Annotated in this window: 9 protein-coding genes; 2 read left to right on the top strand and 7 right to left on the bottom strand. The window is 67.9% G+C overall.

From position 1 onward, the window contains the following. Positions 1 to 176: 176 nt before the first annotated feature. On the top strand, positions 177 to 794 hold the full coding sequence (locus ACH4S7_RS12775; protein WP_398521145.1) for a GNAT family N-acetyltransferase: 618 nt from the start codon (positions 177 to 179) through the stop codon (positions 792 to 794). Between the two features lie 173 nt (positions 795 to 967). Here the strand turns inward: ACH4S7_RS12775 and trxA are convergent, their stop codons facing one another. The 7 genes from trxA to ACH4S7_RS12740 all read right to left on the bottom strand — a co-directional run bounded on the left by trxA (position 968) and on the right by ACH4S7_RS12740 (position 10,569). Beyond that, positions 968 to 1,300: a thioredoxin gene (gene trxA, locus ACH4S7_RS12770; RefSeq protein ID WP_398521144.1), complete on the bottom strand. Its 333-nt coding sequence runs from the start codon at positions 1,298 to 1,300 to the stop codon at positions 968 to 970. 47 nt (positions 1,301 to 1,347) lie between these two features. Beyond that, the gene (trxB, locus tag ACH4S7_RS12765) at positions 1,348 to 2,322 is read right to left on the bottom strand and encodes a thioredoxin-disulfide reductase (protein ID WP_398521143.1); all 975 of its coding nucleotides are present in this window, start codon (positions 2,320 to 2,322) and stop codon (positions 1,348 to 1,350) included. A 123-nt stretch (positions 2,323 to 2,445) separates the two neighbouring features. After that, positions 2,446 to 3,339: an anti-sigma factor family protein gene (locus tag ACH4S7_RS12760; protein WP_398521142.1), complete on the bottom strand. Its 894-nt coding sequence runs from the start codon at positions 3,337 to 3,339 to the stop codon at positions 2,446 to 2,448. After that, positions 3,336 to 4,040, bottom strand: a complete 705-nt coding sequence (sigM, locus tag ACH4S7_RS12755) for an RNA polymerase sigma factor SigM (RefSeq protein WP_398521141.1) — start codon at positions 4,038 to 4,040, stop codon at positions 3,336 to 3,338. Before sigM ends, ACH4S7_RS12760 begins: the two co-directional genes overlap by 4 nt. A gap of 25 nt (positions 4,041 to 4,065) precedes the next feature. Beyond that, on the bottom strand, positions 4,066 to 5,775 hold the full coding sequence (locus ACH4S7_RS12750) for a protein kinase family protein (RefSeq protein ID WP_398521140.1): 1,710 nt from the start codon (positions 5,773 to 5,775) through the stop codon (positions 4,066 to 4,068). Positions 5,776 to 5,892: 117 nt separating this feature from the next. Then, positions 5,893 to 8,145 (bottom strand): murein biosynthesis integral membrane protein MurJ, encoded by a 2,253-nt coding sequence (murJ, locus tag ACH4S7_RS12745; RefSeq protein ID WP_398521139.1) that lies wholly within the window; start codon positions 8,143 to 8,145, stop codon positions 5,893 to 5,895. A gap of 45 nt (positions 8,146 to 8,190) precedes the next feature. Beyond that, positions 8,191 to 10,569 carry a DUF6049 family protein gene (locus ACH4S7_RS12740; protein ID WP_398521138.1) on the bottom strand — a complete coding sequence of 793 codons (2,379 nt, stop codon included), beginning with the start codon at positions 10,567 to 10,569 and terminating at the stop codon, positions 8,191 to 8,193. A 295-nt stretch (positions 10,570 to 10,864) separates the two neighbouring features. Here ACH4S7_RS12740 and ACH4S7_RS12735 point away from each other — a divergent pair, with 295 nt between their 5' ends. Beyond that, positions 10,865 to 12,313, top strand: a complete 1,449-nt coding sequence (locus ACH4S7_RS12735) for a CCA tRNA nucleotidyltransferase (protein WP_398521137.1) — start codon at positions 10,865 to 10,867, stop codon at positions 12,311 to 12,313. Positions 12,314 to 12,509 lie beyond the last annotated feature (196 nt).

The raw sequence follows: 12,509 nt of genomic DNA, 5'->3' as shown, positions 1-12,509 counted from the left end.
GTATCCACCTCAGAGAGAGGTTCTCGGTCCATGCGAACGGTGAGCCGTGGCCAACTGGTGACAGCCGGCTTGGGCCTGGGGGTGGTGGGCGGCTTCATCAGCGGCCTGCTCCGTGAGCGGAGTTCGCTGGCTGCCGCTCGCGCTGCGGCCGGGGAGAGAAGCGAGGAGAAGCTTCCATGGGGCGTCGGCTGGTACCCCTCACGCTGGACAACCTCTCGGACCTTCCCCAGCGCTGCCGGGCGTGCGTTTTCTGGGAGCTCGATCAGGTCAGCGGCGAAGCGGCGGTAAAAGCGGGCACGGCGGAACTGGAGAAGGAGTCCTGGATATCTGCCGTCCTGCTGGAGTGGGGTTCCTGCGGTCGTGTCGTTTTCGTTGATGAGGTGCCGGTCGGCTTCGTGCTCTACGCACCTCCGGCGTACGTACCGCGCTCGCTGGCGTTCCCGACCAGCCCGGTATCCACGGACGCGATCCAGCTCATGACCGCGTGGATCCACCCGGAGTATCAGGGGCAAGGGCTTGGCAGAGTCGTGGTGCAGACCGTGGCCAAAGATCTACTGCGGCGAGGCTTCCGGGCGATAGAGGCATTCGGCGACGCCCGGTGGAAGGGACCCGCCTGTGTACTTCCGGCGGATCATCTTCTGGCGGTGGGGTTCAAGACCGTGCGCCCGCACCCGACGCATCCACGGCTGAGGCTGGAGCTGCGCACCGCCCTCTCCTGGAAGGAAGACGTGGAGCTTGCGTTGGATCGTCTCCTCGGCGCGGTCCAGAAGGAACCGGTGCTCAGGCCCCTCTAGGTCATGTTGCGCGCGACGCCCGGCACGCCCTCACCAAGGCCCTGTCCGGGCGATCTGGTCGGGCCTGTGACGACAACTACGGCACGCCCTCTCGTCCAGCGCGGACACGGCAATGGGCTCATCCCGACGGGATGAGCCCATTGATGTTTCACGTGAAACATGCGGCGTGGTGGCTACTCGCCGAGGAAGCTCTCCAGGTCGCGCACGATCGCGGCCTTGGGCTTGGCGCCGACGATCGTCTTAGCGACCTCGCCGTTCTGGTAGACGTTCAGCGTCGGGATGGACATCACGCCGTACTTGGCGGCGGTGGCCGGGTTTTCGTCGATGTTGAGCTTGACGACCTGGATCTTGTCGCCGTGCTCCGCAGCGATGGCCTCCAGCGACGGGGCGATCTGACGGCACGGGCCACACCAAGCGGCCCAGAAGTCCACCAGTACGGGCTTGTCGCTCTTGAGGACATCCTCTTCGAAGCTGTCATCGGTAACGTTCTTCAGCACGCCGGCCACGGCGGCCTCCTTAACTTCTTGGGGGGAAAGGGGGAGTCAATCGGGGGTCAGACCGCGGGGGTCTTCTCCGGCTCAGCAGCCTGCTCGCTGTCGGCCAGCGCGGCGAGGTAACGCTCGGCGTCGAGGGCGGCGGAGCAACCGGTGCCGGCCGCGGTGATCGCCTGACGGTAGGTGTGGTCGACCACATCGCCCGCTGCGAAGACGCCAGTCACATTGGTGCGGGTCGACGGGGCCGCGACCTTCAGGTAGCCCTCGTCGTCCAGGTCGAGCTGGCCCTTGAAGAGTTCGGTCCGCGGGTCGTGGCCCACAGCGATGAACAGCCCGGTGACCGGCAGCTCGGAGGTCTCGCCCGACTTGGTGTTGCGCAGGGTGAGATGGGAGAGCTTCTGATCCCCGTGGATCTCGGCGACCTCGCTGTCCCAGGCGAAGGAGATCTTCGGATCGGCGAAGGCGCGGTCCTGCATGGCCTTGGAGGCGCGCAGGGTGTCACGGCGGTGGACGATGGTGACCGACTTGGCGAACCGGGAGAGGAAGGTCGCCTCCTCCATCGCGGTGTCACCGCCACCGATCACGGCGATGTCCTGGTCCTTGAAGAAGAACCCGTCGCACGTCGCGCACCAGGAGACCCCGCGTCCGGAGAGGGCATCCTCATTCGGAAGGCCGAGCTTGCGGTGCTGCGAGCCGGTGGTGACGATGACCGCCTTGGCGCGGTGGACGGTGCCGGCTGTGTCGGTGACCGTCTTGATCTCTCCGGTGAGGTCGACGGAGACAATGTCGTCCGGGACCAGCTCGGCGCCGAAGCGCTCGGCCTGGGCCCGCATGTTGTCCATCAGGTCCGGACCCATGATGCCGTCGCGGAACCCGGGGAAGTTCTCCACGTCTGTCGTGTTCATCAGGGCGCCACCCGCCGTCACGGCTCCCTCGAACACCAGCGGCTGCAGCGACGCACGCGCCGTGTAGAGCGCCGCCGTGTAGCCGGCCGGTCCGGAGCCGATGATGATCACGTTACGAACGTCGCTCACGGGTTTCTTCCTCGTCTCTGCTGACTGCACTGCCTACGGGGCCGGGACCAATGCCTCTCACCCCACCCAACGGATCCTAAGGGGCGTGCATTCCCAGAACGGCGGCGCAGCACGGTGAACGTGTCAGGGACGGGGGTAGCTGCTGGTCAGCAGGACCTTCCCGGAAGACGACGGTGCATCGACACAGCCCGCGTCCACCACATATGCCTCGACCCGCTGATCATCGGAGAGAACGGGGAAGACCATGAGGTAGGCGGGCTCTCCCTGGTACGCCCCTTGCTCGAACGCGATCGGGGAATCCGATCGGCCGGTGCCTTTCTGGACACAGGGCGGTGCGGAGGCGGGACTCCTCAGCCTTCTCGGCTCGTTCTGCTCCTTGGTCCCGAAGGATGTGCCATGGCTGAGCTTGCCATGGGGAGCGGTGAGTAGGGTCCGCACCTGGCTCTTGAGTCCGGCTTCGGTGAATTCGTTGAGCTCGCCCGTCGTCGCGGGAGTGGTCGAACGCGCGGTACTGTCCGCGGCCTTTTCGGCGGGCTCGTTGAGCTGGAGCATGGTCACGCTCATACCGAGTGCGGCCACGGTGAAGATGGCTCCCAGGAACGCCACGCGGCGTCGGCGACGGCTGGGACGGTTCCGCCCGGGACCGGTGGTCCCCCGCGCATGTCCGGCCGGTCGGTCGACGGACTTGTGCTCCGACTCGGTTCGCTGGACGACGGTAGGCGATGTTTCACGTGAAACATGCGTGGTGTCGTCGGGAGCGGTGGAGTCGAGAAGAGCCTCGGCCGCCAGGGCGGCGTCGATACGTTCCGCGATATCGGCCGGCATCCGTGTCGCTCCGGGAAGTGCGCCGAGCACCCCCCGGATCTCTTCCAGAGACGCGTGGACATCGGCGCACAAGGCGCAGCCGTCCAGATGTTGCTGGAGGTCGGCGCTCCGCGAGGGCGGCAACAGGCCCTCTGTGAGATCGGAGATCTCTGAGACGTCCGGATGCTGAGTCATGTCCGCCGTGGATGTCATGCACGCCCACCTCCGCCCTTCACTGCGGCAGGGTCACTCGGCCCTGCGTCCCTCTGTCCCGGTGTCGGTGGGACGGAATCCCCCGGCGTCCGGTTCCTTCCCACGCTCGGCCCACTGTTATCCCTGGCATCACCGCGCAGATGGGTGAGCATGGGCAACAGTCGGGCTCTGCCCCGGGCGCAGCGGCTCTTCACTGTTCCGGTCGGTACGTCAAGGACCCGTGCCGCCTCTGCCACCGGGTATCCCTGCATATCCACCAGAACCAGCGCGGCCCGCTGGTCGGCGGGGAGCTTTGCCAGGGCTGCGAGCAGCTCACGGTGGAGATCTCGCCGCTCAGCCGGCGCCTCGGCGGACTCATGGGGCTCAAGGAGCTGTTCCAGGCGCTCGGTGTCATCAACGGGCGAGGTCTTGCGCGAGGCTGCTTTACGGGCACGATCGAGACAGGCGTTCACCGTGATGCGATGGAGCCAGGTGGTGACGGCTGACTGGCCCCGGAAGGTGTGGGCGGCACGAAAGGCCGAGACAAGGGCGTCCTGGACGGCGTCCGCCGCCTCCTCGCGGTCTCCCAGCGTGCGGAGGGCGACCGCCCAGAGGCGGTCACGGTGCCGTCGTACCAGCTCACCGAAGGCATGGGGATTCCCTGCGACATGGTGAGCCAGCAGATCCTGGTCGCTGGTGGCGCCGAGTATCGCGTCGTCCAACGGTGAGCCCCCTCCCCCGGTGACCTCAGGTAGTGATCTTGATTTCCGAGATATCGCCCTGGAAATCTCCGCCGCCGATCGGCGGAAGATCGGTCAGCCAGACCAGAACGTACCGTGACCGCACCGGCTTGGCGGGCTTGAGCGCCACATTGGTTCCGGTTCCCTTGGTGACCTCGGAGAAAGCATCGAGATCCGTCGGTCGCGAGGTGGTGTTCTCGGGCGCGGTGCGGAGCTCCACGGCGGTGTGACCGGTGAAGGACACATCGACGGTGCCGATCTGCTGGACCTTGCCGAGATCCAGCATGATCCCGACACCCGACTTGAGGCCGCCCAGCTGTGCGCTCTTGTACCAGTTGGTGGTCCAGGAGGTAGCGGGATCGCCGTCGTGGCTGTTCCCTATGTCCCTCGGGTTCTCGGAGCGGTCCCCCGTGCTGAGGGGGTCGAAGTCATGGGCCTCGGTGATGGCGACGGGCTGTCCGGACGGTGTGACGGGAGGCCCGTCGTTCTTCTTGTCGTCGTCCGTCTGGGAGGTGTCGGTGCCCCGGCCGTTGTCCCGCTCGATCAGCTTGTCCGCGATCTGCCAGCTACCGAGCCCCAGCGCGGCGATCAGCAGGGCGGACACGGTCCATTTGAGGGCCTTGCCCGCACGGCTTTCGAGCGGCGCGGGGGGCATGGGAACGGGCCGGGTGGCGGCCGTCTGAAGCTGGTGGGCGTTGGTCCGTCCGTAGGTGCCCTGCTGGTAGGTGGTGCGCTGATACTCGGGAGGAGAGGTGAAGGTGGGCTCCGGAGGGCGGATGCGGGGCATCGCCGCGACGGCCTTCGCCAGCTCGTCCGGGGTGGTGCAGGGAGGTTCCTGCCGGGAGGCGGTGGCGCCGTCGTTGACCAGTGCGCGCATCGCGATTTCCGAGAGACCGCGGTGGATTCCGGCGCGGACCTGGTCGGGCGGGAGGAGTCCGACGCCCTTGGGCAGCCCGGAGAGCCCATACGCGTCGCTCTCGTACGGCCAGCGGTGGGTCAGGGCGCCGTACAGCAGTGCACCGATGGCCTCGGTGTCGGCGAGTGAGGGTCGGTCCGCCGTGATTCCGCGCAGGGCGGCGTTCACGGCCAGCCCCCGGATGCGGTACTGCCCCGTGGAGGTCCGCAGCACGGCACCGGGAGTCAGCCTGAGATGGCTGAGACCTTCCCGGTGTGCGGCGGCCATCGCCTGGGAGAGCTGGTCGACGAGCTGGTACGCCTCATGCGGATCCATGGGGCCCAAGGCGAGGATCGCGGTCAGCTCGGTGGCATCCGGCAACCACTCGTGGACGACATAGACGAGGTCGTTCTCCTCGACGGCGTCCAGCACCTGCACGAAACGAGGGTCGCCGAGCAGGGCGGCGGAGCGGGCCGCCGCGAGGACGGACCGGGCCCGCGGATGGTCAGCGGGGAGGAGATGGACCCCGACGGCCCGGCGCAGCTTCTCGTCGACGGCACGCCAGCTACTGAAACCGTCCAGACGGGTGACGCACTCCTCAAGCCGGTAGCGTCTGGCGAGCTTGTGGCCACTGTGCAGCTCGGGCGTGGCGATACCGGGCTCTGAGCCCTGCCGCTTGCCGCCCTTGTCCGGCACGATCTTCTCCGTCGTGTCCTGAGATGGAGCCGCCCCGTCGGTCGTGGCCTTGTCCGCCTTCGCGGTCAGCGGTTCGTCTCCGCTGTTGTCGGCCACGTCGACGGCAGCCGTGCTACGTTCCGCCACCGTCGTTCCTGCCTCCCCATCCGTTGTGAATAACCAACAGCCATGCCAATTGTGCCCACAGTCCGCTGCTATGCACGACACACGACGGCCGACGATGGTTGTGCGAGAAGTAGCCCGTTAGCGACCGAGGCGCCCGCGCACCATGCCGACCATGGAGTTCAGCTCTTCGATCCGCATCCGTTTGGCGGCCAGGAAGAAGACGGCCAGCAGGACGATTCCGCCACCCACGAGCGCGGCGAAGGAGCCGAGGGCGCCGCTGCCGAGGACCTTGGTGATGGCGTAGGCCGCCGCACCGGCGAAGGCCGCCGCGGGCAGGGAGGCCATGCAGAGCCGGGCGTAGGTCCGCAGCACGTGCGGGCCGTCCAGATCGCCGCCCAGGCGGATGTTCAGCCTGCGCCAGGCGATACCGACACCGACCATGTAGGCGAGGCCGTACGACGCGGCCATGCCGACGACCGCCCAGCGGGGCGGCAACACCAGGAAGCTGACCGTGGAGGCGGCGGCATTGACCAGCGCGACGATGACGGTGTTGTAGAAGGGGGTGCGGGTGTCTTCGTAGGCGTAGAAGCCGCGGAGAACGACGTACTGCACGGAGTAGGGGATCAGGCCCAGTCCGAACGCCATCAGGATGAAGCCGATGCCCCGGGCGCCTTCCTCGCCCGATCCGGCGTAGAGCAGGGTCGCCATCGGCACACCGAGGGCGAGGAACGCGAAGGCGCAGGGAACGATCGCGACGGCCGAGGTGCGCAGTCCGTACGAGATGTCGTCCCGCACTGCGGCGGCGTCGCCGTCATGGGCGGAACGGGAGATCCGCGGCAGGACCGCGGTCATCACCGAGACGGTGATGATGGCCTGCGGCATCTGCCACAGCAGCAGCGCGTAGTTGTAGGCGGTGATGCCGGTGCCCGTGAAGTTCTGGCTCTCGGCCTTCGCGCCGGCCCAGGTGGCGAGCTGGGTGACGACGATCATGCCGAGCTGGTTGGCGAGGACGAAGAAGAACGTCCATTTGGCGAGCCCGGCGGCCTTGCCCAGGCCATGGCCCTTCCAGTCGAAGCGCAGCTTCATCTTGAAGCCGGCGTCCCGCAGGTACGGGAGCATCGACAGCGCCTGCACGGTGAGCCCGAGCAGAGTGCCGAGGCCGAGCAGCCGGACGCCCTCCGGGGTGATGGTGGAGTTGCCGACGCCGGACTCGGTGAAGCTTCCGAAGGCCCAGATGAAGGCGCCGAAGGTCGCGATGATCACGATGTTGTTGAGGACCGGGGTCCACATCATCGCGCCGAAGCGGCCGCGGGCGTTGAGGATCTGGCCGAGCACCACATGGACGCCCATGAAGAACATGGTGGGCAGGCAGTAGCGCGCGAAGGCGACTGCGACCTCCATCTTCTGGGGATTGGAGGCGATCTCGGCCGACATCATGCGGATGAGTAGCGGCGCGGCCAGGACACAGGCCGTGGTGACGCCAGCGAGCAGGACGATGACGAGCGTCAGCAGCCGGTTGGCGTACGCCTCGCCCCCGTCGTCATCGTTCTTCATGGCCCGGACGAGCTGGGGGATGAAGACCGCGTTCAGCGCGCCGCCGCCGACGAGGACATAGATCATCGTCGGCAGGACGTTGGCGACCTGGTACGAGTCGTTGAGCGTGCCGACACCGATCGCGGCGGCCATCACGAGCGTCCGCATGAAGCCGGTCAGCCGCGAGACGATGGTGCCCGCCGCCATGATGGCGCTGGACCTCAACACGCTGGAGGCCCTTCCGCCCGCGCTCTTCTTGGGGGGCGGCGGGGCCGGCACCGCCTCGGGAGCGGGGGCCGGGATCGCCTGGCCCGGATTCCGCTGGTCTCGGAAGAGATGCGCGAAGGCGTCGGGCTCGCGCTCCTCGTCACCGGCGTGGGTGACCAGATCGTCGACGCCCGTGTACTGGGTCGTCCTGGCGTCGTCGCCGTACGGAAGGTGGCGGGAGGGGCCCGCGGGCTCCGGTGGCGGCGTCTGAGCCCAGACCCGGGGGTCCGGAGCGTGCTGGGCCGGGGGCGGCTGCTGGTAGAGCGCGTGGGGGTCCTGGTACGTCCCCGGGGGCGGCGGCGGATGGGAAGCGCGGTCGTAGAGCGCCTCGGTCACCGGATCCTGGGCGGACAGATCATGGGCCCGGTACGGATCCTGGGTGTAGGCGCCTTGCACATAGGGGTCCTGGACGTACGGATCCTGGGTGTATGCGTCCTGGGCGTACGGATCGTGCGCGTACGGGTCCTGGGCATACGAGTCCTGGGCGTACGGGTCCTGCCCGGCGGGGTCATGTGCGGGCTGCGGCGGGACCTGGCCTGCCGGGTCCACACCCGCGCCCTGACCGCGGTCACCGTCGTACGGCGCGTTCATTGCTACCCCACCTCATCGTCCCCGGCCGACCGGCCACGACATCGCTCAACGGTCCACTTTCTCACCCGGGCCCGACGGCTTGCCGCTTTCCGGACCGGTGTCCGGTGTCGGGTCACCCGCCTGCCCGGGATCGGGGCTCTCGATGTCACTCTCGGGGCGGCCCTTCGCAGCCGGGGAACCGTCCTCGTCGGCTCCGGCCCCGGTGTCGTCCCCGTTTGTGGCGCCGGTCGCGTCCGTTGCGGCCTGGTCCCGGGCGGCGCGCTTGCGCTGGGTGTACATCCGGATCCCGGCGAGAACGAGCAGCAGCACACCACCGGCGATCACCAGCATCACCGTGGGGGTGATCTCGGAGACCTTGACCGTGAACTGCATCTTCGGGCCGTACGCCTTGCCGTCCTCGGTGTACAGCTGGGCCGTCATCTGGACCCGGCCGTTCACGTTCGAGAGGGCGTCGAACTTCACCGACTGGCTGTGACCGCCCCGGACCTCGATCGGCCGCTCGGCGATGCGCTTGTCATCCAGGCTGAGCCGCGCGGGGTTGTCGGAGCTCAGCCGCAGGACCAGATTGTCGACCCCCTGGACCAGCCGGTTCTGCACGGTGACCGGGATGGTCGCGCTCCGGCCCGACAGGGTGATCTGCGATTTCTCGATCAGCCGCACTTCTTCGGTGAGGCCCTGGAGATTGCGGCGCACGCTGTCGCGGTACAGCTTGGCGGCCGTGGGCCGGCCCCGCCATGAAGTGGACATCTCCCGGTCGATCGCACGGCCGAAGGGAGTCTCCACCCGGTCCCGGGCGGTGAGGATGACCCTGAAGTTGTCCAGTGCGTTCTGCGTGGTCCGGATGGACTGGAACGCCTGGACCGGCAGCTCCCGCTTGCGCAGATGATCCGGGTAGCGCGAGGAGGCGGGGATCTGTGTCGTGGCGTCGGCGTCGGGCTCGACGCCGGCGGCCGCGATCAGGTCCAAGGGCTCCGTCCAGCGCTGGGCGTCGAGGGCCTTGAGCGCCCGGGCCATGGACTGCGCCTGGGCCACGGTCGGCATCCGCTGGGGTGCGACCACGATGCTCCGCTGGTTCTCCGGTTCCTGGAGCGTCAGCGCGAGCGTCTGGGCGAGGAACTTCTGTACCGCGAGCGTCGCGCTGTTGGCGCTCAGCATGTCGCCCTGGAACGCCTTGGAGAGCCGGGCGTCGGCGACCACGGCTGTTGTCCCGCCGCCGATCGGGCGCGCCGCGGTGGGCGTGTAGTCGAGATCGTCCCGCAGGCTGTCGCTACGGGCGATCACCTTGTCCGCCCCGGCCGACGTGGCGACATCCACGATCGAGGAGTCGATCGCGCCGTCGACCGGCCAGGCGAAGTCGGTGGATGGCTTCTCGTGGATGATCGTTTCCACGGTGGTCGCGGCGACCTGGGTGGCCTGCTGCAGATGGCTGAGAGAGCCGGAGACCTTCCGGCCGCGGTGCGCCAGGGAGGCCAGATCAGGATCGGCGAACGGCAGCGCGACCACCTTGCGCCCCTTCACCGCCGTCTCGACAGATGTCAGCCACTGCTTGGCGACGGCCTGGTTTCTACCCGCAACCGTGCCCGTCCCGCTCTTGACCCGGTAGTTTCGCGTCATCGCGTCCACGGTGGCCAGCAGGTCGGGGTCGATGACCCAGGTGACGGGCAACTCACGGCCGAGGGAGACGAGCTGGCCGAGCCGGCCGTACGGTGCGAGTTCCTTCGCCAGCGACTCGTCCGCGAAGACCGGGGTCTGCTGTTCGTCCGACCCCGTCTCCGATGTGAGGTGGGTCGAGGAGATCAGCGGCCAGAGATAGGTCAGCTGTGTCTTCTTGTCCCGGGCCCCGGGCTGCCAGGGGAGAAACGTCCGCTCGATGCCCAATACCTGGTCGAAGCGCTCGTCCGGAGTCTGGCCCGACAGCGAGACGGCGAGCTGGTAGACCCCGTCGTCCCCGAGGTCCAGCTCACTGACGGGGACGGAGATCGAGAAGTCCCGGCTGATGCCGGAGACGAGCCTGGGCAGCGAAACGGTGAAATCGTCGCCGACGGGTGACCCATCGGCGCCCGAGTTGTAGCCGGTCCGGTCGGAGGCCCGGTCGATGTCTGTCCTACCGGTCAGCTGAGGCCCGACCCGTAGATCAAGCTCGGCCTCGGTGACGGTCTGCTTGCCCTTGTTGAGCACCGTGCCGGAGATGGTCAGGGTGTCGTCGTTCCCGGGCGCGATCGGAGTCAGGGTGTTGATGGCCACATCCACCGTGCGGGAGACCGCGGCGGCGGCCGCGCTCGGCGCGGCGTGCGCCTGCACGACACCCGGGCCGCCCAGCAGGCCGGCCACGAGTGGGGCGCCGGCGATCAGGGAGGCTGTACGGAGCAGCCACCGGCGGGCAGGAGAAGGAGCCATCCCCTGGAAGTCTGCCGCCTCGGCCACGCGCACGTCCGTCCCTCGTCGTCTGATGCCGTTGGTCGCTGTCGCTAGTTGCGTCCACGCATGGTAACGAGGTCTGCTGGGCGGAAGTGCCGCGGACCGCCCCGCAAGATCACGGGGAACGCCCGCGCGGCTGTCCCGCCTGGCGGGGGCGCCGTACCAGGGCGCCCGAGCCCAGGAAGATCCGGCAGAGAGAGCCAAGGGCTCTCCCATCGACATTCCGCTGGTGCGGGCCCGCCGCGGGGAGCGACGGGTAAAGGCGGACGCCACGATCGCCGGGCACGTACCCTCTTCTGTTGTGCCGAATGCCAATGAACACAACCCCACTGCACTCAGTCAGGTGCAACGCCGTGCGGTGACGGAACTACTGCGTGTAGCGCCCGTCGCCGACGATCTCGCCCGCCGTTTCCAGGAGGCCGGCTTCAGCCTCGCGCTGGTCGGTGGCTCGGTCCGGGACGCGCTGCTCGGCAGGCTCGGCAATGATCTGGACTTCACCACCGACGCCCGCCCCGAGGACGTATTGAAGATCATCCGCCCATGGGCGGATTCGGTGTGGGATGTGGGGATTGCCTTCGGCACGGTCGGAGCGCAGAAGAGCGGCTACCAGATCGAGGTCACCACGTACCGCTCGGAGGCGTACGACAGGACCTCGCGCAAGCCCGAGGTGTCCTACGGCGACTCGATCGAGGACGACCTCGTCCGCCGGGATTTCACGGTGAATGCGATGGCCGTCGCCCTGCCGGAGAAGGAATTCATCGATCCGCACCACGGCCTGGAGGATCTCGCCGCCCAGGTACTCCGAACCCCCGGTACCCCCGAGGAGTCGTTCTCGGACGATCCTCTGCGCATGATGCGGGCCGCTCGCTTCGCCGCGCAGTTGGACTTCGAGGTGGCCCCCGAGGTGGTCACGGCGATGAAGGAGATGGCCGAGCGGGTGGAGATCGTCTCCGCTGAGCGGGTCCGAGAGGAGCTGAACAAGCTGCTTCTCTCCGCCCACCCCCGTAAGGGACTGGCCCTGTTCGTGGATTCCGGACTGGCCGACCGGGTGCTCCCGGAGCTGCCCGCGCTGCGCCTGGAGAGCGATGAGCACCACCGCCACAAGGATGTCTACGAGCACTCCCTGACCGTCCTGGAACAGGCCATCGACCTGGAGGAGGACGGCCCGGATCTGGTGCTACGGCTGGCCGCACTGCTCCATGACATCGGTAAGCCCAGGACACGGCGGTTCGAGAGCGACGGTCGGGTGTCCTTCCACCACCATGAGGTGGTGGGCGCGAAGATGACCAAGAAGCGGATGATCGCGCTCAAGTACTCCAATGAGATGGTCAAGGACGTCTCGCGACTGGTGGAGCTGCATCTCCGCTTCCATGGCTATGGGGCCGGCGAGTGGACCGACTCCGCGGTGCGGCGCTATGTGCGCGATGCCGGGCCGCTACTGTCCCGGCTCCACAAGCTGACCCGCTCGGACTGCACCACCCGTAATAAGCGCAAGGCGAGCGCCCTCTCCCGGGCCTATGACGGACTTGAGGACCGGATCGTTCAGCTTCAGGGTCAGGAGGAACTGGATGCGATCAGGCCGGACCTGAACGGCAATGAGATCCAGCAGATCCTGGGCGTGGGTCCCGGGCCGGTGATCGGGCAGGCGTACGCGTTCCTCTTGGAGCTGCGCCTTGAGCACGGGCCTATGGAGCACGACGAAGCGGTCGCGGCGCTCACGAAGTGGTGGGCGGCGCAGGAACAAGGCTGAAGGCCGGGGTGACGTCGGGTCATGTTTCACGTGAAACATGACCCCGTTCCGACGGTATGAGGGGGCGATGTTTCACGTGAAACATCGCCCCCCTTGCGTGTCGTGGAGCGGCTGCCGCTAGGCGCCGCGGTGGGCTTCCCGGGCACTCCATCGCCACAGCGCGCCGCTGATGAGGTCGCGAAGCCCCCTGTCGAGG

The sequence above is a fragment of the Streptomyces sp. NPDC020965 genome (assembly GCF_044333555.1).
Lineage (GTDB): Bacteria > Actinomycetota > Actinomycetes > Streptomycetales > Streptomycetaceae > Streptomyces.
This window is presented reverse-complemented; position numbering and strand designations above follow the sequence as displayed.